Raw genomic sequence first — 19,069 nt, forward strand, 5'->3', positions numbered from 1 at the left:
CGCCCATATGAGCGCATTCCGCCATTCTTCCGCTTTCCTTTTTCGACCAAGGATCGACATTTCAACGACGTGCTCCTATATCACCGTCATGCGCATTCTGCTTCGCCTTGCCACGTTCTGCCTATCACTCGTTCTGCTAACGGGTGTGTTGGCGCATGATCTGGCGGCGGCGAACATGTCGATGGAGATGTCCGGCATGACCGCATCCTCGACAAGTGATGAGGAAGAAGCCTGCGCAGCTTGTTTGCCGGGGGAGCAGAGCGAGGTTGTCTGCGACATCGATTGCACGGCACCTGTCTTTATCTTTTCGCAGATGCATCAGTCACCCATAGAGAGCATTCAGCGCTTCTTCATGCCTGCGCCTGCGGATCTCAGCCTTGCCGGGCTTAATCCCGGGTCTGATCCTTTCCCACCAAGAACCACCTTCCTGAGTTGACCGGCCGCACCGAAGCGTGACGGCCCGGTCTCGCGTTGTCTGCTGCCAAGCGACGGCAGAGCGATCGACCTTATCCGTCACTTTCGGGAACGACCTTCATGTCACTTTATCAATCGCGCGATATTTCGCGTAGACGCATGCTGTCCAGCGGACTCGCCGCCATGGGTGCGGCGCTGACCCTACCTCATGTGTCATATGCAACCACTCAGGGGGCTTCGATCCGGGCCCTCGGATACGACGGCAACTCATTGATCGTCGCGTCTGAGCATGCTCTCTGGCGCGTCTCCACCGCAAATCAAATAAGCGAACGGCCACTTGATCAGACAGTCACCGCGATCGCCAGCCACCCCGAGGCTTCGGGCAGTCTCTTTGCGGCGGTCGAGCCAACCGGCCTCTTGCGCAGCCGCGACGGCGGGCGCACGTGGACCAACGCAGGTGCAGGTTTGCCTCCAGTCCGGGTTACTGCTCTGACCCAAGCGGCCCTTGAGCCAGATTTGCTCTATGCTGCGCTTGCGGGTGACGGGCTCTGGCGCAGCGAAGACGCCGGGGAAAGCTGGGAGTTCGTGATGGACCGGCCCTATCTGAACGGAGCTGAGCAGGAGGTGTTCACGCTCATTTCTGTGGGAAATCCTACTGGCATGGGCGGCATCTGGCTCTATGCCGGAACTGAGGCAGGACTAACCCGCGTGCCCGATTGTTTTTGCCGCTGGCAGGATGTGACGGCGGGCAATGCCATGGATGCTCTGGTCGAGGGTGAAGCGCTGCCGCCCAAGACACCGCTGCCTGTAGGGCAGCCAGTCCCACATCTCGCGCTCTCGCCCAAAGCACCGGAGCTACTCTACGCCGGCCTCGAAAGGGGCCTTTGGGCTTCGGCAGACGCTGGCGTGAATTGGTCGCTGGTTGCTGATGGGAAAATCGACGCACTGGCTGTCGATCCTGCCGATCCTCAGCGTCTGACCGTCGTTCGCGACGGCAATCTTTCTATCAGCCGCGATGGCGGTCTGACGTTCGACACTCTCGACATCTTTGAAGGAGACAAAAATTGAACAGTAAATTCACCCTCGGCACGGTTGCCGCAATCACAGCCGCCGGCTTCATTGGTTTTGCCACCTTCGGCCTGGCCGAAAGCGACAGAGCGCCTGACACGGATACCGCTGCGATCACCGTTCCGGCTGACCGCCAGATGACCATTTGGCGCGATCCGTCCTGTGGCTGCTGTGACGCCTATGCCGATTATGCAGAAGAGAACGGTTATCATGTCACCCGTATTGACGACCCCGATTTCGACAAGCGCTCTGTCGAAGTTGGCGTGCCTGAACAGGGGCTCGGTTGCCACCTCGCTGAGGTCGATGGCTATTACATCAATGGTCTGGTCCCTGTGGAGATCATTCAACGCCTAATGTCTGAACGCCCCGAAATCACCGGCATCACGCTGCCAGGTATGCCCACCAACGCACCCGGCATGGCTGGCAAGAGTGGCACCCTCAAGACCTATGCCTTCGGCGAGGACGGCGTGGCTGTGTATTCAAATGAGTGAGGATGGAATGATGGAAATGATGAACGGATCTATGATGAATGGGCCGATGTCGGCCGGAATGATGATCGGCTGCGGCCTGTTGTTCCTTTTGGTGCTGGCGGTGCTGGTTCTGGGCGTGTTGGCTCTGGTCAAATACCTGAGGCGCTCGGCATGAGAGCGTTGATCGTAGCCGCTGTGGTTGGCATCACGGGCGCCGCTGCGGTTGCTGTCTGGGCCGGGGGGAAGGAAGACGCCCCCCCGGCGCTCACCGTGCTTGGCGTGCCTGTGGATGCGGAAATGCTCGATCAGGGCGCTGACCTCTATGCGGGGAACTGTGCCTCCTGCCACGGCGCAGACCTCGAGGGCCAACCGGACTGGCGCAGGCGGCTCGACAATGGTCGCATGCCCGCGCCGCCGCATGATGAAACGGGCCATACATGGCACCATGCCGATCAGCAGCTTTTCGACATTACCAAGAACGGGCTGGCCTCGGTCGTGCCGGGTTATGAAAGCGACATGCCCGTGTTCGAGGGCATTCTGAGTGACGCGGAAATCACAGCGATCCTTGGCTATATCAAGAGCACATGGCCCGAGCGTGAACGCAATTATCAGGCCGAGATCACCTCGAAGAACGAGGAAGGATCATGAGCAACCAGGATCAAGCTGCGCCCAAGTGGCGATGGTCCCTTCTGATCGCCGCGCTTCCTGCGGCGGTCTTCGCGGCCATCGCGACGGCTTTCCTATGGGGACTGTTTAACAATGAAGACAGCCTTCCCAGCACCATGATCGGCCGGGACATACCAGAGTTTGATTTGCCGCCAATCGAAGGACGCGAAAACGGCTTGTCGACATCAGATCTCCGCGGCGAAGTTTCACTCGTAAATGTCTGGGCCTCCTGGTGCGTGCCATGCCGGGTCGAGATGCCGCTGCTGGTGGAGCTTTCTCAGACCGGCAGCGTGTCAATCCACGGCATCAATCTAAAGGACAAGCCAGCCGCTGCACGCAGGTTTCTCGCAGAACTCGGCGATCCCTATGACCGGATCGGTGCGGATAGTTCTGGCCGGGCCTCTATTGACTGGGGCGTTTACGGAGTGCCGGAAACCTTTGTGATCGATTCAAAAGGGCGCATTGCTTACAAACATGTTGGCCCCTTCAACCGGCACTCTCTGGAAAACGACATTCTTCCAGTGGTGCGGCGTTTGCAACAGGAGCAGGGGGCATGAAGCGGCGCGGTTTTCTTGGCGGCGCACTGGCGCTCGGGGCCACGCCGGCTGCGGCGCGTCCGGTCATGGCCGAGCACAACGCGCCCTTACCAATGCTCTCGCCGCCGATCACCGACGGGAGGGGCCGGGACCTGACTTTGGCAGATTTCCGGGGAAGCACGGTGTTGCTTAACATCTGGGCGACATGGTGCGCCCCTTGTCGTGATGAGATGCCAACCCTCGACAGACTACAGGCAAAGCTTGGCGGGCCAGAGTTTCATGTGCTCGCCTTGTCGATCGACAGGGGTGGTTTCGACACCGTCCGCGCATTCTATTCCGACATCGGCATTCAGCATCTCGCTCTCTACGCCTCGGATCAATTGAGGGCGATGATGGCTCTTGGCGTTGTCGGCTTGCCGACGACACTTCTTGTTAGCGCCGAAGGCCGCGAAGTCGCCCGCAAAGTGGGACCGGCCGATTGGGACAGCCCAGCGGTAATCTCTCAAATCAAACGCGTCATTTCTAAAGGATGAACCCAACAGTGACCCAAATTTCAAACAACGACAGGCCAGCAAGTGCGATCCCCATGCCTTCGCGGCGACAGACCCTCATGCTGACTGGCTTTGCCGCTATCGGTGGCGGCGCTGCGCTCAACTGGGACTGGCTGACTGCTGTTGGTGCGGCACCTTTGATCCTTAGCCTCGCCCCTTGTGCCGCTATGTGCGCTCTGGGGCTTTGCATGCGCGGCGGCTCTGCCGGCTGCGCTAAAAACGATCCGACAATCAAGCCGGACACCACGACAGACTAACACTCAACCCAAGAAGGAACTGGCATGACTTACAAAATGAAAATCACGGCTGCTGCCCTGACCGGCATGATGTTGGCCGCTCCCATCGCTCAGGCACAAGATGCAAATCCAGAAACGGACGATATGCCGATGGCCGAAGGTCACAGCATGAACGGCGAGATGTCCGGCATGAAAAACATGGAAGGCATGAAGGGTATGGAAGACATGATGCCCATGATGAAAATGATGTCTGATATGGGGCCGATGATGGAAGCCTGCACAGAGATGATGCAGTCCATGACCGACCACATGAATTCTGCGCATGGCGAAGATCAAAAGGGCTGAACCTCGGTCCGCCCGTCTGACTGGCGGGCGGATCATTCTATTGAAAGAAGTATCATGACTAAGATTACGCCGGCCCGTCGTCGGCTAAGCATTGCCCTGTGGGCGAGTGCTATCGCTGCCGCCGTGCTTGTTGCGGGCCTTGCCCTGCTGCGCCCGGACCACGTTCCTGCCGGCCAAGCGGTCTATCGCGGCGACGCTGACATCCGTTCAGAATTCTCGTTGCTCGACCACAACGGTCAGGTCGTTAGCCAAAAGGACTACGCAGGCCGCTGGCAGCTTGTGTTTTTTGGCTTCACCCACTGCCCAGATATCTGTCCAACCACCTTGGCATATATGGGTAACGTGCTGGAACTGCTGGGCCCTGAAGCTGATGAGATTGCTCCGCTCTTCGTGACGGTCGATCCAGAGCGCGATACGCCTTCGGTTCTGAAGGAGTATGTCGCGAATTTTCACCCGAATCTGATCGGGTTGACCGGAAGCGAGGACCAAATCGCCGAGGCGACCGAGGCCTTCAAGGTTTACAACGAGAAAATTCCCGCAGAAACGGCGCCCCACGGATACATGATGGCCCACGCCGGCCATATTTACCTGATGAACCGCAAGGGTGAGTTTGACGCTGTTTTTCTTGAAAGCGCGCAACCAGCTGAGGAGATGGCCGAACAAATCTCCATGCGTATCGCGAAAGAGAAACGGACCCAATGACCCAAAAATACACCCCCACCACATGGCGCAGCGCCCTCTTACTTGTTGCCAGCCTACTTTTGGCCTCACCGGTTTTTGCCGATCATCCGGGTGAGAACCATAATCAGGTGATGGCTGCCAAGGAAGCCGCCTTCGAACCGATCTTGCCCGGCGACGCACCAGACCTCGCTTGGATAGGGGCGGCGCATGAAAGCACATCCCTCAATGCTTTGAGGGGAAAGATCGTGGTTCTGAGCTTTGTGCCCGAAGGTTGTGGCGATCCTTGTGAGGCACAACAAGCTACGCTCACCGAAACGCTCACTGCGCTCAACTCCAGCGCGATGCGCGATATGGTGGTCTTTGTTACCCTTAGCGACGAGCCGCAAAGCGGTCCCGCTACGCAGAACAGGATATTCGCGCGGACGCCAGACCCTGAAAAACTTAGTCATGCAAACGCTGCTCTCGCTGGGGTAAGCGAACGGAAAGACCTAACCCCTCAGGTCCACCTGCTGAACCGCGCAGGCCAGCAGGTCGGCATTTTTCACGGCGCTGATTTTGAGCCGCTTAACCTCTTGCTCTATATCAATGGGCTGACCAACACCCATCCTCATGCTGAACCCAGCTTCTGGCAGCGAATGACTGGATGGTTCTTATGAAATCTTACAGCACGATCACGGGACCCCATTGGCTTTCCGCACTTCGGCGTTTTGCCGTAATCACCTTCCTGGGGCATCTCATTTGGGAGGCAGGACATATTCCACTTTATACCATCTGGGTTGAGGGGACGTGGGGTGAGATTATCTTTGCTGCCGTGCATTGCACCGGAGGCGATCTACTGATCGCCATGAGCAGCCTATTGCTTGCCCTGTTCTTCTTTGGCACCGGCTCTTGGCCGCAGAGGCGGGTATATCCTGTTTTAGGCGCAATGTTGGTGATGGGGCTTGGCTACACGGTTTTCAGCGAATGGCTAAATATCGAATTGCGCGAAGCATGGGCCTACCGCGAGATCATGCCGGTCATTCCGATCATCGACGCCGGGCTAACCCCTATGTTGCAATGGATCTTCGTTCCCCTCGCGGCCTACTTCGGCGCGGTTAGGCATTCCTCCCGGAAGGTGGGCTTGCCTGATGCTTGATGTTTCCTCTCTCGGGCTCATAGCGGCTTTGCTTGCCGGGATAATCTCCTTTGTGTCACCTTGCGTCTTACCTTTGGTCCCGGGCTATGTCTCCTATATCGCGGGACGAACTGGGGTTACTGGGGCGCATCGCAGCCGCAAACAAGCGGTTTGGTTAAGTTTCTGTTTCGTATTGGGGTTTTCGACGATTTTCATAGGGCTCGGGGCTTCGGCAACGGCTCTGGGGCAAGTGCTCCTGCGTTGGCGGTTCGAGTTAAACCTGATTGGCGGCGCAATCGTAATCCTTTTTGGGCTGTTCGTGCTCGGGGCCGCCCGAATTCAGGCCATGGAACGTGACATGCGTTTCGACATTGACCTTCCCGGCGGGCAGCCGGTGGCATCCTACGTTCTGGGCCTTGCTTTCGGCTTTGGTTGGACCCCATGTATCGGACCGATCCTGGGTGCGATCCTAACAGCAAGTGCTGCCAGCGCCACAGTATCTGAAGGGATCGGATTGTTGGCTGTCTACTCAGCCGGCCTTGGAGTGCCATTCCTCATCGTTGCGGCTTTTACGGAGCAGGTTGCGGCCCGTCTGCGTGCCATCGGCTCTGTCGGGCGACGGCTCCATCAGGTGGCGGGGGGGATTATGATCGTTATGGGTGTCACTATGATGACCGGACAGCTCAGCGCTTTCTCATGGTGGCTCTTGGAAACCTTTCCGGTGCTGGGACAGATCGGCTGAAATTAACTTGGAACTCTCCCGCACTGGAAAGGGGTTGTCTTCGTATAGGGTTAGTTTCGACCAGCAATAGATAGGGAAATGAGATGATGGACGGTGATATGATGGGCGGCGGGATGATGTTTGGGATGGGGATCGGCTGGCTTTTGATCATCGTGATCCTCATTTTGGTGATCGCAGCGCTGGTTAAGTATCTGCGCAAGTAAAGCAGGAGACTGGCAATGAAGGAGTCCGACAAGCCAGTCATCGTCGTCACCGGTTCAAGCGGATACCTCGGGGCGGCGGTCGTCAAACGATTGCACGAAGAATACCGTGTCGTTGGACTGGACCGCCGCCTCATCCCCCGCATCAGGCCGAATGTATCTCATCCTCCACATCATGCTGAATGTATCTGCTTTGCTGGATACCTCATTCCTCGAACTGCCCAGCCCCTGTCATGCTTTTTTGAGCAGACGGTTCTCGAGTGTTAGGTCGGCCGCGCATTCTTTCAGAGCCATGGCTTCCGATCTCAACTCCTTTACCTCAGGGATGTCGCCTGACGCGCTGTCTCGCCGGAAAGACGACGATTTCCAGTCTCAAGGAATTCCTTCGACCAAGTGCAGTACAGGCTGTCAGAGATGCCCTTGCGGCGACATAACGCCGAGATGCTTTCCTCCCCGCGCAATCCGGCTAAACCATTCTGATTATCTCCTCCGCCGAGTAGGTCTGGCGGTCTTACGGCGGAAGTTCTTGACCAGCTTGTTAGCTGCGTCTTTCGATGTTCCGGGCTTCTTGTTCATCTTCGCTCCTTAAAAGCTACGATGAACCAAAAACACTCCGTCGTTCAAATTCTCAAATCTGTCCCCCGGGGTGCTGGCGTCAGGCAGCGGACGCTTAACGATCGAAGCGTTACGCTAGCGTAAAGACGTTGGTGCGACTTCAAAAATAGATTGGAGAAACCGACAAGGATTGGTCCCAATACATTTCAGTATGACGCACATCTCGACCACATCTAAACGACGTTCTCCCAACTCATACTTGGCTACGTAAGAAGGAGGCTTTCCTAGCATTTTCGCAAGCTCAGCTTGTGAAAGTGCTGCAGCCTTCCGGCTTTCGATCAATTTTTTGCGGAAAACCAAGTATGTCTCCGTGTGCGCGGCGCCTGCCAATGTTTTGCTCCAATCGTGCTCGACAGGGTGCAATACGTTGGTTAGTCAGGCACTCCCAAAATAGGAGTGATTCGTGTCCCCAATAAATGGCCAACTTTCTGCCCTCGGTCTAAGCAATGATCTTGTTCTGCCCTTTTTACTCGTTTGGTATGGTTGGCTTTCTAAAGAGCAAGCTGGCGTTGCGAAAAAGCGGCGGCTCATAGTTATCAAGTGCAAGCTATCTGCCGAACCTGATGGAGGGCGTGCGTTTCTAACAGAGCGCGGGAGACGCAAGTTAAAAGCTTTTCTTGCAACCGACGTAGATCACGAAATGGCGTACGTTTATGCTACCTATCTAAAGGAGTACGGCAAGGTCAGCTCTGATCGTTGGTGCATGTACGCGGGCACTCCTCTCGGAGGCGGAGCAAGCGGGTTTGATTGGTATCACAATAAGGAAAATCTCATGCCATAAGGGCTTTTCGCTGACCTGCTCCCCTTAGTCCGCTATTTTGAGTTAGCTCTGTTCAGGTCTGGGTCTTTTACTAACCGTTGGTGATGCTCTCACGGAATGAGCCCGTCGAGGCTCGTGTGTGGGCGATGAGGATTGTAGTCCTCGCGCCAGGCAGAGAGCAGGTCCCGGGCTTGGCGCAGGTCGGCGAACAAATGCTCGCTGAGGCATTCGTCCCGCAGACGGCCATTGAAGCTTTCCACGAAGCCGTTCTGCATAGGTTTTCCGGGGGCGATGTAGTGCAATTCGACGCATCGCTCCTCCTGCCATTGCAAGATGGTGTTCGATGTTAGCTCCGTTCCATAGCACGTAGGGAAGAAGCGCCGCTGAGAGGTTCTAGCAGCTTCCGCAACCCTCAAATTGCGCAGCGGCTAGCCATAACCGGGTCTCAGGTCTCAACAGTGGTTTTGCATAGCCACACCGCTGAGGAGACCGGCAATGGCGGCTATCTATGCTACCCTTGTCAACCGTGTTGGTCGCCATCGACATGAGGTTCTGATCAGCACTCCCGGCAAGTAGCGCCGCCGCCGCATATCGATCATGAACACGCTGGAAGATTTCGACCGCTTAGCCATAAATCCCGCCAGCTACGCCCGCAACAAGAGCTGCGGTTTGCCGGGAAGGCCCAGTAGGTCAGCCCACATCACACGTGAGCAAAATCGTGTTACTCGACTGGTTGTCGGTACATCTGTGGAATCACCACATACAAATCGACATGGCCAACACACTATTACTGCGGCGCAACGGCTGCGCACCGAACCGACCCGATCTGAGAAATCTGCAAACAGACCCACCTTTCAATCTTGTGAGCCCGAGATTCTGGGTGGAAAACTCTGTATCACCTATTAGGTGACGATCTGGACGCTCGCCGATAGGTTGCGATTGGGAAGAAAAAAAATATACCCATGGAGAATACTGTTAAGGTTGCAGTTTCAGAACGCGCCGATCTACCTGATTATAAAGAGAATTTACTCGCTCACTCACTCACCGGGTAGAAAAACAAGTTAAATACGATCTCCGCTCTGCACAAATCCATGCGCGGCTCGGACCCGGACGCGGCGCTTTATTGGCTGGGCCGGATGCTGGAGGGCGGGGAGGACCCGCGCTACCTGATGCGGCGTATCACCCGTATGGCGGTGGAGGACGTTGGCCTCGCCGATCCGCAGGCGCAGGCCTTCTGCCTTCAGGCATGGCAGACCTACGAGCGGCTTGGCAGCCCCGAAGGGGAGTTGGCCATCGCGCAGGCGCTGACCTATATCTGCCTCGCGCCGAAATCCAACGCCGTCTACAAAGCTTACAAGGGGGCCCGCAGGCTGGCCCGCAGCACCGGGTCAGAGCCGCCGCCGAAACATATCCTCAACGCGCCGACCAAGCTGATGAAAGAGCAAGGTTACGGCAGCGGCTATGCCTATGACCACGACGCCGAGGACGGGTTCTCGGGCCAGAACTACTTTCCTGACACGTTGGACCGGCCCAGCCTTTACGAGCCGGTGGAACGTGGCTTCGAACGGGAGTTGAAAAAGCGACAGGATTACTTCGCGGGGCTGCGGGCCAAGCGGAAAACTTGACTCCGGGCCGCGCCCGCGCGATGGGGTGTCGATGATGAAAACACTGATCATGGTGGCGCTCGGCGGCGCTCTGGGCGCGTGCTTGCGCTACCTTGTCGGTCTGACCGTCGGCTTCCCGCTGGGCACGCTGGCGGTGAATGTCACGGGCTCACTCGCAATCGGGGTGGTCTGGGTCGCACTGGCGGATAAGGCGCTGTTGCTGCCTTTCCTGATGACCGGCCTGCTGGGCGGCTTCACCACCTTTTCGGCGTTTTCACTCGACACGATGCGGCTGCTTGAAACAGGCCGCGCCGTTGTCGCATTTTCATATGTGGGGGCCTCGGTGATCTTGTCGCTGGCCGCCTGTTTGCTGGGCCTCTGGGTGGCCCGAGAGGTGTTGGCATGAGCCGCGTACAGACAATTACCGTCGCTGAGGGCGATGGCGACCAGCGGCTTGACCGTTGGTTCAAGCGGATGTTTCCGCAGATCAATCAGGGACTCATCGAGAAGATGTGCCGCAAGGGCGAGATTCGCGTCGATGGGGGCCGGGTCAAGGCCAACACGCGGCTCGAAGCGGGCCAAGAGGTGCGCGTGCCGCCGCTGCCCGACAGCGCCCCGCCGCCCCCGCCAAAACGGACCCGCATCACCGATGCCGATGCCAAGATGATCCGCAACTGCGTGATCTACCGCGACGAGCATGTCATAGCGCTGAACAAACCGCCGGGACTGGCCGTGCAGGGCGGCTCGGGGCAGGCGGATCGCCATGTTGATGCGTTGTCTGAGGCGTTGATCTTTGATGCCGAGGAGAAACCGCGTCTGGTGCATCGGCTTGACCGTGATACCTCGGGCGTGCTGCTGCTGGCGCGGACCCGTTTGGCGGCCAAGGCGCTGACCGCAGCCATGCGGCACCGCGAGACGCGCAAGATTTACTGGGCCATCGTCGCCGGTGTGCCGACGCCTTACTTGGGCGAAATCAAATACGGCCTCGTGAAAGCTGGTGGTCATGGCCGCAGCGGCGAGGGCGAAAAGATGATCGCCGTGCATCCGCGCGACATGGATGACACGCCGGGCGCGAAACGGGCGCATACGCTCTATGCCACGCTGTTCCGCGTCGGATCGCGCGCGTCTTGGGTGGCGATGGAGCCAGTCACCGGCCGCACGCACCAGCTGCGCGCGCATATGGCCGAGATCGGGCATCCGATTGTCGGCGATGGGAAATACGGCGGCTCGGGGCAAGAAAACCTCGGCGACGGCTGGGGCGCGCAACTGGGCGGGATCATCTCGAAAAAGCTGCATCTGCACGCGCGGATGATGCGGTTTGAGCATCCCCATACCCGCAAGACGGTCACCATCACCGCTGAGTTGCCCGAACATATGGCGCATAGCTGGGACACCTTTGGCTGGACCGAAGATCTGGCCGACGAAGATCCCTTTGAGTCGCTGCAATGAGCAAGCCACTGCGTTTGGTGATCTTTGACGTCGATGGCACGCTGGTCGACAGCCAGGGCGATATCGTGGCCGCGATGACGGCGGCCTTTGCGGCTGTCAACGCGCCCGCGCCGAGCCGTACCGAGATCTTGTCGATCGTCGGCCTGTCGCTGGATGTGGCAATGACCGTGCTGGCGCCCACGCGCCCGACCGGCGATCACCTTGCGATGGTGGAGGCCTATAAGGCCGCCTATATGACCCTGCGGGCCGAGGCGGGCGTCGCGCAATCCTCGCCGCTTTATCCCGGCGCGCTGGACGCGTTGCGGCGTCTTCATGGCGAGCCGGAGGTGCTGTTGGGCGTTGCCACTGGCAAGTCGAAACGCGGGCTTGATAAGCTGATCGCCGGGCACGGGCTGGAAGGGCTTTTTATCACCCAGCAGGTCGCGGATTTTCACCCCTCCAAGCCGCATCCGTCGATGATCCATCAGGCGATGGCCGATGCCGGTGTGGGGCCGGAGGCGACGGTGATGATCGGCGATACCTCTTTCGACATGGACATGGCCGCCGCCGCCGGGGTGACCGGGATCGGGGTCAAATGGGGCTATCACGGCCCGGAACGGTTGGCCGCTGCCGCGCATCTGGTTGAGGATTTCGCGGCGCTGCCCGCCTTGCTGGAACAAATCTGGAGCATTCCCGCATGAGTGACTGGAAAGCCAAACGCTTTTGGAAAGACGCCGCCGTGGTCGCGGTCGAGGACGGCTTCACCGTGGAATTGGATGGCCGCCGGGTGAAGACCCCGGCCAAGCGCCCCCTGACCCTGCCGACCCGCGCCATGGCCGATGCCGTGGCCGCCGAATGGCAGGCGCAGGAAAAGCAGATCGACCCCCGCACGATGCCGGTGACCAAAACCGCCAATGCCGCCATCGACAAGGTCGCGGTGCAAAAGGCCGAGGTCGTCGACATGCTGGCGGCCTATGGGGACAGTGACCTGCTGTGCTACCGCGCCGACAGTCCCGAAGAGTTGGTCGCCCGGCAAGCGGTGCAGTGGGATCCGATGCTGGATTGGGCTGCAGAGACCCTCGGCGTTCGTTTGGAGCCGCGACAGGGCATCATGCATGCCCCGCAAACGCCCGACGCCTTGGCTGAGTTGCACCGGCGCACGGCGCGGCTCGATTCGTTCGAACTGGCGGCATTTCATGACCTTGTCAGCCTGACCGGCTCGCTGATCCTTGGCTTTGCCGCGCTGGACCAAGCCTTTGACCCCGAAGAAATTTGGGCCCTTTCGCGGCTGGATGAGAATTGGCAGGCCGAGCAGTGGGGCCGCGATGACGTGGCCGAGCAAGAGGCCGAAATCAAGCGACAGGCGTTTTTACATGCATGTGCAATTATCGTGCTTTGCAAAGCTGCTTAACTTGATAAAAGCTTTGCCGCGCGATGTGAAAACGCGTCCTGATTTTGCCCATCGCGCCCTTGACCTTCAAACCTGAATCCGCCCACACTGCTTTTCATTGAGCAGGGGAAACCCTGCGCAAGATCGCTTTCGGCGTCATCTGACGTCGGATTAACCGCCAGTGAACGTGGCGGACTATCAGGAAGAGGTAAAAATGAAAAAAACCGTAATTTTTGGCGCGCTGACCGTTGCTGGCCTTGCGGCCGGTGCTGCTGGTGCTGCCACGCTTGATGACGTCAAAGCCCGCGGCAAGCTGAACTGTGGCGTGACCACAGGCCTTGCAGGCTTTGCCGCGCCGAACGCCAACGGCGAATGGGAAGGCTTCGACGTGGCTGTGTGCCGTGCCGTTGCCGCCGCCGTTCTGGGCGACAAGAACGCCGTGGAATTCGTGCCGACAACCGGCAAGACCCGCTTCACCGCGCTGGCCTCGGGCGAGATCGACTTCCTCGCACGCAACACCACATGGACCTTCAGCCGTGACACCGACCTGAAGTTCGACTTCATCGGCGTCAACTATTACGATGGTCAGGGCTTCATGGTCCCCAAAGCGCTTGGCGTTTCCTCGGCCAAAGATCTGGACGGCGCGACCGTCTGCATCCAGACCGGCACAACAACCGAGCTGAACCTCGCGGACTTCTTCCGCAAGAACAACATCAGCTATGAGCCGGTGCCTGTCGAAACCAACGCCGAAGGCCAGCAGCAGTACCTTGCTGGTGCCTGCGACACCTACACCACAGACGCATCCGGCCTTGCCGCGACACGCGCCACTTTTGAGAACCCCGGCGAGCACGTGCTGCTGCCCGAGATCATTTCGAAAGAGCCGCTCGGCCCGCTGGTCCGTCACGGCGACAACGACTGGGGCGATATCACCCGCTGGGTGCTGAACGCGCTGATCGCTGCTGAAGAGCTGGGTGTCACATCCGCCAACATCGAAGAGATGACCGGCAACACCAACAACCCTGAGATCGCTCGTCTTCTGGGCACCGAAGGTACCTTGGGTGAGATGATCGGCCTCGACGCCGAGTGGGCCAAGCGCGCCATCATGGCCGAAGGCAACTACGGCGAGATCTTTGCCAAGAACATCGGCGAAGAGACCCCGATCGGTCTGGCACGCGGGTTGAACGCCCAGTGGACAGACGGTGGCCTGCTCTACGCACCGCCCTTCCGCTAAATAGCAAGGCAAGGGGCGCAGGAATTCCTGCGCCCTTTGTGCCTCTGGGGGCGCGAAATGCCTTTGCGCACGAAAAACGGTCTAAAAACGGCTGACAAAACCCCAACGAGACAATAAAAGCCCACGATCGAAAAACGATCAACGACCAAAAATGATTCGGCCAAGGTGCGCCAAATGCACCAATAAAAAACAAGCCGGAACACAGGGATACATACATGACGACATTCTCCGACCCTCCCAAGGAGTCGTTCCGGCCATCTATGCTGTTGAGCGACACCCGCTATCGGTCGATTACCTTTCAGGTTATCGCACTTGCGCTGCTGGTCACGGCGATCTGGTATCTGGGATCGAACCTTGCCGCGAACCTTCGCGCCGCCGGGTTGAACATCTCTTTCCAGTTCCTCGGTAACCCCGCGGGCTATGACATCAACCAAACGCTGATCCCCTATACCAGCCAATCGTCGAATCTTCAGGCGGCTTGGGTCGGCATCATCAACACGCTGCTGGTCTCCTTCCTCGCCTGTCTGACGGCCACGATCTTTGGCGTCATCGCCGGGGTTCTGCGCCTGTCGAACAACTGGCTCATCCGTAAGCTGATGGCGGGCTATGTCGAGATCTTCCGCAACATCCCGGTGCTGATCTGGATCCTGATCATCTACACCATCATGACCGCCGCGATGCCCGCGCCTTCAGCCTTCCGGGGCGATGATCCGGCGTCGAGCATGATGCTGGGGTCTTTCGCCTTTACCAACCGGGGCGTCTATATCCCCGGACCCGTCTGGGGACCGGGCTCGATGATCGTGGTGGCGACCTTTGTCGCCTCGGTGATCGGCGTTTTTGCCTACCGCCGCTATGCGACGAAACTGCTTTATGACACCGGCCGCTTGCTGCCGATGCTTTGGCCCTCGGTCGCGATCTTGTTGCTGCCGACGATCATCATGTTCTTCATCATGGGCATGCCGATCGGGCTGGATTACCCCGCGCTCAAAGGGTTCAACTTCCGCGGCGGCATCCAGATCGGCGCACCGCTGATCGCGCTGTGGTTCGCCCTGTCGATCTACACCGGTGCCTTCATCGCCGAGAACGTCCGCGCGGGCATCCAAGCCGTCAGCAAGGGCCAATCCGAAGCCGCTGCTGCCTTGGGGCTGCGGTCGGGCCGGATCATGAACCTTGTGGTGCTGCCGCAGGCGCTGCGCGTAATCATCCCGCCGCTGATCTCCAACTACCTCAACATCACCAAGAACTCCTCGCTGGCGATCCTCGTGGGGTATGCCGACATCACGGCCACGCTGGGCGGGATCACCCTGAACCAGACCGGGCGGGCGATCGAATGTGTCGTCTTGTTGATGCTCTTCTACCTCGTCATCTCGCTGGGCATCTCCATGGTAATGAACGTCTACAACAACGCAACGAAGCTGAAGGAGCGTTAAGCCATGTCAGACACACATGCTGAATCCATCGCCTTCGTGCGTGAAACCTCACTGCCGCCTTCGGCACCGCCGGACAAGGTTGGCGGCCCGGTAAAATGGGTGAAAGACAACCTCTTCCCGACATGGGCGAATGCCCTCCTGACGGTGGTGGCGCTTTATTTCCTCTATCTGTTGCTCGCCGGCTCTTTGCCATGGCTGTTGAACGGCGTTTGGTCGGCTAGCAGCCTGTCTGAATGTCGTGAGATACTGGACGGGGCCACGGGGGCCTGTTTCTCGGTGCTGAGCGAGCGTTGGCATCAGCTCCTGTTCGGGTTCAAATATCCCAGTGATCAATACTGGCGTCCGACTCTCGCGCTGGTGCTGCTGTTCCTTGCGGTGGCCCCCGTGCTCTTCATCGACCTGCCGCGCAAGCTGCTTTATTTCACTGGCGTCTACCCGTTTCTTGCCTTCTGGCTGATCTGGGGCGGTCCAATCTGGGGGCCGATCTTTGCCCTCCTGGGCGTCATTGCAGGCTATATCGTCTACAGCCGTCTGGTGCAGAAAAGCTTTGCCATGGCGCTGGCGGGTGGCCTCGTTGTCGCGGTGATCGTTTGGTATATCGGTGGCTTTATAGGGGAGGCATTGCGCCCCGCCTCGCCACTGCTGCAAGCGATCCCCAGCCGTGACCTTGGTGGCTTCATGTTGAACATGATGCTGGGCATCACCTGTGTGTCGCTGTCGCTGCCGATCGGGATTGCGCTGGCTTTGGGGCGTCAGTCCCACCTGCCGATCGTCAAAGGCATCTGCGTGGTCTTCATCGAATTCGTCCGGGGCGTGCCGTTGATCACGCTTCTGTTCGTGGCGAACGTGATGCTGGCCTATTTCTTCCCGCCGGGCTCGGGCGTGGACCTCTTCATCCGCGTCGTGATCATGATCACCATGTTCTCATCGGCCTACATCGCCGAGGTGATCCGGGGCGGTCTGGCCGCGCTGCCAAAGGGCCAATACGAGGCCGCCGACAGCCTTGGCCTTGATTACCCGCAGGCGATGCGGCTGATCATCCTGCCGCAGGCGCTGAAGATTTCGATCCCGGGCATCGTCAACATCGCGGTGGGCCTGTTCAAGGACACCACGCTGGTCTCGGTGATCTCGCTTTTCGATATCATCGGCATGATCCGCGGCCCGATCTTGGCCTCGACCGATTGGAACGGCGTCTACTGGGAGCTTTTCCTCTTTGCTTCCGTGCTGTTCTTCATCGTTTGCTACGGCATTTCTCAATACTCGCAGTGGCTGGAACGCCGTCTTGCGACTGACCATCGTTAAGGGAGGGTTCTCGCATGTCTGAGACCGCACAAATGAAAGTATCCGACGAAGTCGCGATTCGGATCGAGAACATGAACAAGTGGTATGGCGCGTTTCACGTGCTGCGCGACATTGACCTGACGGTGCACCGGGGCGAGCGTATCGTGATCTGCGGGCCTTCGGGCTCGGGCAAGTCGACGCTGATCCGCTGCATCAACGCTTTGGAAGAGCATCAGAAGGGCACCATCGAGGTCGATGGCACGCTGCTGAGTTCGGACCTCAAGAACATCGACAAGATTCGCTCCGAGGTCGGCATGTGCTTCCAGCACTTCAACCTTTTCCCGCATCTGACGATCCTTGAGAACTGCACGCTGGCCCCGATCTGGGTGCGCAAGACGCCCAAAAAGGAAGCCGAGGAAACGGCGATGCATTTCCTTGAAAAGGTGAAGATCCCCGATCAGGCCAATAAGTATCCCGGCCAGCTTTCGGGTGGTCAGCAGCAGCGTGTGGCGATTGCCCGCTCGCTCTGCATGCGCCCGCGCATCATGCTTTTCGACGAGCCGACATCGGCGCTTGACCCTGAGATGATCAAGGAAGTGCTCGACACGATGATCGAGCTTGCCGAAGAGGGTATGACGATGCTCTGCGTGACCCACGAGATGGGCTTTGCCCGTCAGGTGGCGAACCGGGTGATCTTTATGGACGAAGGCCAGATCGTTGAACAGAACGAGCCCGAAGCCTTCTTTAACAACCCACAAAGCCCGCGCACACAGTTGTTCCTGAGCCAGATTTTGGGACACTAAGCCGCGCTACGGCATGATAGCCAACCAAACGCCCCGGCCAATCGGTCGGGGCGTTTTGCGTTTCAGACCAGTTGCTTGGGCACGGTAAAGGCGCGCAACGCGGCACTGCCGGGGGCGAGGTCGGCCCAACTGTCGATATCGAAGTCCATCACCGTGGTGGCCCCCGAGGGATAGCGACCGAACGCATCTTGGCCGGGCGTGTCCTGCAACAGCCCTGCGGCGGCGGCGGCAATGCCGGGGTTATGCGCGACAAGCAGCAGGGTGTCGCCAGACGCCCGCTGGCGCAGGGTCGCTATGATCTCATCAGGCTCGGCGAGGTAAAGCTGGCGCAGGTGCGTCACTGTGCAGCTTTCAGGTAGGTCTAGAAGCGCGCAGGTTTCGCGCGTGCGCGCCGCCGTGGAGCAGAGCACCGCATCAGGCACAAACCCTTCCGCCCGCAGCCAGTTGCCAAGCGCTTCGGCTGCGCCACGCCCGCGGGGGTTCAGGGGGCGATCATGATCGCTGGTGCCGTGGGACCAGTCTGATTTCGCGTGTCGCATTAGGATCAGGCGGCGCATGTCATTCCTTTCACTGCTCGGCCCATCATAGGCGCGAAGCAGGGGCAGGGGGCAAGCGCTTTGCCTCAGCCTTTGCGAATGATGCTGCCCGCGCCGTGTTCTGTGAACAGTTCCAGCAAGCAGGCATTGGGCGCCCGCCCGTCGAGGATCACCGCCGCGCGCACGCCGCCTTCGAGCGCATCTAGTGCTGTCTGAACCTTGGGAATCATCCCGCCTGCAATGGTGCCATCGGCGATCATCTCGTTGATCTGGCTCGCCGTCAGGTCGGTCACCACCTCACCCGCGCCATCTTTGACGCCAGCCACGTCCGTGAGCAACAGCAGGCGGTCGGCCTTCAGCGCGCCCGCAATGGCGCCAGCGGCGGTGTCGCCATTGATGTTATAGGTCTCACCGCCCCGGCCCATGCCCAGCGGTGCGATGACGGGGATGATGCCCTTATCGGCAAAGTCCCGCAGGATGCGCGGGTTCACCTGTGTCGGGTTGCCGACGAGGCCCAGAGCGGGGTCTTCAGGCTCGCAAACGATCAAACCGCTGTCCTTGCCCGAGACGCCTACGGCGCGCCCCCCCTGTTCGGAAATCGCCTGCACGATCCGCGCATTGACGAGGCCCGACAACACCATCTCGACCACTTCCATGGTCGCGGCATCGGTGACCCGCTTGCCGTTCACGAATTCGGATTTGATATTTAACCGCGCCAGCATGTCGTTGATCATCGGGCCGCCGCCATGGACGATCACCGGGTTCACACCCACCTGCCGCATCAGCGCGACATCACGGGCGAATTCATCCATCGCCGCGTCGCTGCCCATCGCATGACCGCCCAGCTTGATGACCACGGTGGCATCGGCATAGCGTTGCAGGAAGGGCAGAGCTTGGCTGAGGGTTTGGGCGGTAGCGATCCAGTCGCGGTTCATTTCTTGCGTTCTCATCTGTTGACCCATGGGAAG

23 protein-coding genes and 4 pseudogenes are annotated in these 19,069 nt (G+C 59.0%); 22 read left to right on the forward strand and 5 right to left on the reverse strand.

All coding sequences use genetic code 11. The features are described 5' to 3' along the window. Positions 1–7: 7 nt before the first annotated feature. From J3456_RS00135 to J3456_RS00195, 13 genes and pseudogenes are all read left to right on the forward strand, one after another. On the forward strand, positions 8–436 hold the full coding sequence (locus tag J3456_RS00135; RefSeq protein ID WP_205570872.1) for a hypothetical protein: 429 nt from the start codon (positions 8–10) through the stop codon (positions 434–436). A 98-nt stretch (positions 437–534) separates the two neighbouring features. Continuing rightward, positions 535–1,482, forward strand: coding sequence for a WD40/YVTN/BNR-like repeat-containing protein (locus J3456_RS00140; RefSeq protein WP_349578384.1), 948 nt, complete (start codon positions 535–537; stop codon positions 1,480–1,482). Continuing rightward, entirely contained in the window at positions 1,479–1,973 is a 495-nt protein-coding gene (locus J3456_RS00145) for a DUF411 domain-containing protein (RefSeq protein WP_349578385.1), read from the forward strand. Before J3456_RS00140 ends, J3456_RS00145 begins: the two co-directional genes overlap by 4 nt. Before the next feature lie 16 nt (positions 1,974–1,989). Then, the gene (locus tag J3456_RS00150; protein WP_162931771.1) at positions 1,990–2,127 is read left to right on the forward strand and encodes a hypothetical protein; all 138 of its coding nucleotides are present in this window, start codon (positions 1,990–1,992) and stop codon (positions 2,125–2,127) included. Continuing rightward, positions 2,124–2,600 (forward strand): c-type cytochrome, encoded by a 477-nt coding sequence (locus J3456_RS00155; protein ID WP_349578386.1) that lies wholly within the window; start codon positions 2,124–2,126, stop codon positions 2,598–2,600. Before J3456_RS00150 ends, J3456_RS00155 begins: the two co-directional genes overlap by 4 nt. Then, positions 2,597–3,175, forward strand: a complete 579-nt coding sequence (locus tag J3456_RS00160; RefSeq protein ID WP_349578387.1) for a DsbE family thiol:disulfide interchange protein — start codon at positions 2,597–2,599, stop codon at positions 3,173–3,175. Before J3456_RS00155 ends, J3456_RS00160 begins: the two co-directional genes overlap by 4 nt. Continuing rightward, the gene (locus tag J3456_RS00165) at positions 3,172–3,687 is read left to right on the forward strand and encodes a TlpA family protein disulfide reductase (protein WP_120351828.1); all 516 of its coding nucleotides are present in this window, start codon (positions 3,172–3,174) and stop codon (positions 3,685–3,687) included. Before J3456_RS00160 ends, J3456_RS00165 begins: the two co-directional genes overlap by 4 nt. 299 nt (positions 3,688–3,986) lie before the next feature. Then, positions 3,987–4,286 carry a hypothetical protein gene (locus tag J3456_RS00170; RefSeq protein WP_349578388.1) on the forward strand — a complete coding sequence of 100 codons (300 nt, stop codon included), beginning with the start codon at positions 3,987–3,989 and terminating at the stop codon, positions 4,284–4,286. Positions 4,287–4,340: 54 nt separating this feature from the next. After that, complete coding sequence (locus J3456_RS00175) at positions 4,341–4,988, forward strand: SCO family protein (protein WP_093743407.1); 648 nt, start codon at positions 4,341–4,343, stop codon at positions 4,986–4,988. After that, complete coding sequence (locus tag J3456_RS00180; RefSeq protein WP_349578389.1) at positions 4,985–5,623, forward strand: hypothetical protein; 639 nt, start codon at positions 4,985–4,987, stop codon at positions 5,621–5,623. Before J3456_RS00175 ends, J3456_RS00180 begins: the two co-directional genes overlap by 4 nt. Next, the gene (locus J3456_RS00185; RefSeq protein WP_254693933.1) at positions 5,620–6,102 is read left to right on the forward strand and encodes a hypothetical protein; all 483 of its coding nucleotides are present in this window, start codon (positions 5,620–5,622) and stop codon (positions 6,100–6,102) included. The genes J3456_RS00180 and J3456_RS00185 overlap by 4 nt, the downstream gene beginning before the upstream one ends. Continuing rightward, positions 6,095–6,823: a cytochrome c biogenesis CcdA family protein gene (locus J3456_RS00190; protein WP_349578390.1), complete on the forward strand. Its 729-nt coding sequence runs from the start codon at positions 6,095–6,097 to the stop codon at positions 6,821–6,823. Before J3456_RS00185 ends, J3456_RS00190 begins: the two co-directional genes overlap by 8 nt. A 218-nt stretch (positions 6,824–7,041) precedes the next feature. Next, positions 7,042–7,113: pseudogene (locus tag J3456_RS00195) on the forward strand (hypothetical protein); the annotation flags it as partial. A gap of 98 nt (positions 7,114–7,211) precedes the next feature. Here J3456_RS00195 and J3456_RS00200 read toward each other — a convergent pair. The 3 genes and pseudogenes from J3456_RS00200 to J3456_RS00210 form a co-directional block, all read right to left on the reverse strand. Next, positions 7,212–7,599: pseudogene (locus J3456_RS00200) on the reverse strand (transposase); the annotation flags it as partial. Between the two features lie 114 nt (positions 7,600–7,713). After that, positions 7,714–8,001 (reverse strand): helix-turn-helix domain-containing protein, encoded by a 288-nt coding sequence (locus J3456_RS00205; protein ID WP_349578391.1) that lies wholly within the window; start codon positions 7,999–8,001, stop codon positions 7,714–7,716. 507 nt (positions 8,002–8,508) lie between these two features. Next, positions 8,509–8,757 (reverse strand): annotated as a pseudogene (locus J3456_RS00210) (integrase core domain-containing protein); the annotation flags it as partial. 705 nt (positions 8,758–9,462) lie between these two features. Between J3456_RS00210 and J3456_RS00215 the strand changes: the two are divergent. The 9 genes and pseudogenes from J3456_RS00215 to J3456_RS00255 all read left to right on the forward strand — a co-directional run. Continuing rightward, positions 9,463–10,023, forward strand: a pseudogene (locus J3456_RS00215) (AAA family ATPase); the annotation flags it as partial. Between the two features lie 31 nt (positions 10,024–10,054). Beyond that, positions 10,055–10,408, forward strand: a complete 354-nt coding sequence (locus J3456_RS00220; protein ID WP_349578392.1) for a fluoride efflux transporter FluC — start codon at positions 10,055–10,057, stop codon at positions 10,406–10,408. Then, the gene (locus J3456_RS00225) at positions 10,405–11,451 is read left to right on the forward strand and encodes an RluA family pseudouridine synthase (RefSeq protein WP_067622210.1); all 1,047 of its coding nucleotides are present in this window, start codon (positions 10,405–10,407) and stop codon (positions 11,449–11,451) included. Before J3456_RS00220 ends, J3456_RS00225 begins: the two co-directional genes overlap by 4 nt. Further along, positions 11,448–12,131, forward strand: coding sequence for an HAD-IA family hydrolase (locus J3456_RS00230; protein ID WP_349578394.1), 684 nt, complete (start codon positions 11,448–11,450; stop codon positions 12,129–12,131). The genes J3456_RS00225 and J3456_RS00230 overlap by 4 nt, the downstream gene beginning before the upstream one ends. Further along, entirely contained in the window at positions 12,128–12,841 is a 714-nt protein-coding gene (locus J3456_RS00235) for an ATP12 family chaperone protein (RefSeq protein WP_349578396.1), read from the forward strand. The genes J3456_RS00230 and J3456_RS00235 overlap by 4 nt, the downstream gene beginning before the upstream one ends. Before the next feature lie 193 nt (positions 12,842–13,034). Then, on the forward strand, positions 13,035–14,051 hold the full coding sequence (locus J3456_RS00240) for an amino acid ABC transporter substrate-binding protein (RefSeq protein WP_339637708.1): 1,017 nt from the start codon (positions 13,035–13,037) through the stop codon (positions 14,049–14,051). Between the two features lie 215 nt (positions 14,052–14,266). Next, positions 14,267–15,481: an amino acid ABC transporter permease gene (locus J3456_RS00245; protein ID WP_349578397.1), complete on the forward strand. Its 1,215-nt coding sequence runs from the start codon at positions 14,267–14,269 to the stop codon at positions 15,479–15,481. 3 nt (positions 15,482–15,484) lie between these two features. After that, positions 15,485–16,783 carry an amino acid ABC transporter permease gene (locus tag J3456_RS00250; RefSeq protein WP_349578398.1) on the forward strand — a complete coding sequence of 433 codons (1,299 nt, stop codon included), beginning with the start codon at positions 15,485–15,487 and terminating at the stop codon, positions 16,781–16,783. Between the two features lie 14 nt (positions 16,784–16,797). Further along, the gene (locus J3456_RS00255) at positions 16,798–17,565 is read left to right on the forward strand and encodes an amino acid ABC transporter ATP-binding protein (protein WP_349578400.1); all 768 of its coding nucleotides are present in this window, start codon (positions 16,798–16,800) and stop codon (positions 17,563–17,565) included. A gap of 62 nt (positions 17,566–17,627) precedes the next feature. Here the strand turns inward: J3456_RS00255 and J3456_RS00260 are convergent, their stop codons facing one another. Further along, positions 17,628–18,122, reverse strand: a complete 495-nt coding sequence (locus tag J3456_RS00260) for a SixA phosphatase family protein (RefSeq protein WP_349578402.1) — start codon at positions 18,120–18,122, stop codon at positions 17,628–17,630. Positions 18,123–18,187: 65 nt separating this feature from the next. After that, complete coding sequence (gene argB, locus J3456_RS00265) at positions 18,188–19,051, reverse strand: acetylglutamate kinase (protein WP_349578403.1); 864 nt, start codon at positions 19,049–19,051, stop codon at positions 18,188–18,190. Positions 19,052–19,069: the final 18 nt, after the last annotated feature.

Origin of the sequence: Sulfitobacter sp. NFXS29, assembly GCF_040148765.1 — a bacterium.
In the GTDB taxonomy this organism is placed as follows: Bacteria; Pseudomonadota; Alphaproteobacteria; order Rhodobacterales; family Rhodobacteraceae; genus Sulfitobacter.

Bases quoted from the DNA above. Each gene is read 5' to 3' on its own strand.
- J3456_RS00175 (WP_093743407.1), top strand. From the start codon at position 4,341: ATGACTAAGATTACGCCGGCCCGTCGTCGGCTAAGCATTGCCCTGTGG.
- J3456_RS00160 (WP_349578387.1), top strand. From the start codon at position 2,597: ATGAGCAACCAGGATCAAGCTGCGCCCAAGTGGCGATGGTCCCTTCTG.
- J3456_RS00180 (WP_349578389.1), top strand. From the start codon at position 4,985: ATGACCCAAAAATACACCCCCACCACATGGCGCAGCGCCCTCTTACTT.
- J3456_RS00185 (WP_254693933.1), top strand. From the start codon at position 5,620: ATGAAATCTTACAGCACGATCACGGGACCCCATTGGCTTTCCGCACTT.
- J3456_RS00140 (WP_349578384.1), top strand. From the start codon at position 535: ATGTCACTTTATCAATCGCGCGATATTTCGCGTAGACGCATGCTGTCC.
- J3456_RS00255 (WP_349578400.1), top strand. From the start codon at position 16,798: ATGTCTGAGACCGCACAAATGAAAGTATCCGACGAAGTCGCGATTCGG.
- J3456_RS00235 (WP_349578396.1), top strand. From the start codon at position 12,128: ATGAGTGACTGGAAAGCCAAACGCTTTTGGAAAGACGCCGCCGTGGTC.
- J3456_RS00165 (WP_120351828.1), top strand. From the start codon at position 3,172: ATGAAGCGGCGCGGTTTTCTTGGCGGCGCACTGGCGCTCGGGGCCACG.
- J3456_RS00260 (WP_349578402.1), bottom strand. From the start codon at position 18,122: ATGCGCCGCCTGATCCTAATGCGACACGCGAAATCAGACTGGTCCCAC.
- J3456_RS00220 (WP_349578392.1), top strand. From the start codon at position 10,055: ATGATGAAAACACTGATCATGGTGGCGCTCGGCGGCGCTCTGGGCGCG.
- J3456_RS00170 (WP_349578388.1), top strand. From the start codon at position 3,987: ATGACTTACAAAATGAAAATCACGGCTGCTGCCCTGACCGGCATGATG.
- J3456_RS00225 (WP_067622210.1), top strand. From the start codon at position 10,405: ATGAGCCGCGTACAGACAATTACCGTCGCTGAGGGCGATGGCGACCAG.
- J3456_RS00150 (WP_162931771.1), top strand. From the start codon at position 1,990: ATGATGAACGGATCTATGATGAATGGGCCGATGTCGGCCGGAATGATG.
- J3456_RS00240 (WP_339637708.1), top strand. From the start codon at position 13,035: ATGAAAAAAACCGTAATTTTTGGCGCGCTGACCGTTGCTGGCCTTGCG.
- J3456_RS00250 (WP_349578398.1), top strand. From the start codon at position 15,485: ATGTCAGACACACATGCTGAATCCATCGCCTTCGTGCGTGAAACCTCA.
- J3456_RS00245 (WP_349578397.1), top strand. From the start codon at position 14,267: ATGACGACATTCTCCGACCCTCCCAAGGAGTCGTTCCGGCCATCTATG.
- J3456_RS00190 (WP_349578390.1), top strand. From the start codon at position 6,095: ATGCTTGATGTTTCCTCTCTCGGGCTCATAGCGGCTTTGCTTGCCGGG.
- J3456_RS00155 (WP_349578386.1), top strand. From the start codon at position 2,124: ATGAGAGCGTTGATCGTAGCCGCTGTGGTTGGCATCACGGGCGCCGCT.
- J3456_RS00135 (WP_205570872.1), top strand. From the start codon at position 8: ATGAGCGCATTCCGCCATTCTTCCGCTTTCCTTTTTCGACCAAGGATC.
- J3456_RS00230 (WP_349578394.1), top strand. From the start codon at position 11,448: ATGAGCAAGCCACTGCGTTTGGTGATCTTTGACGTCGATGGCACGCTG.
- argB (WP_349578403.1), bottom strand. From the start codon at position 19,051: ATGAGAACGCAAGAAATGAACCGCGACTGGATCGCTACCGCCCAAACC.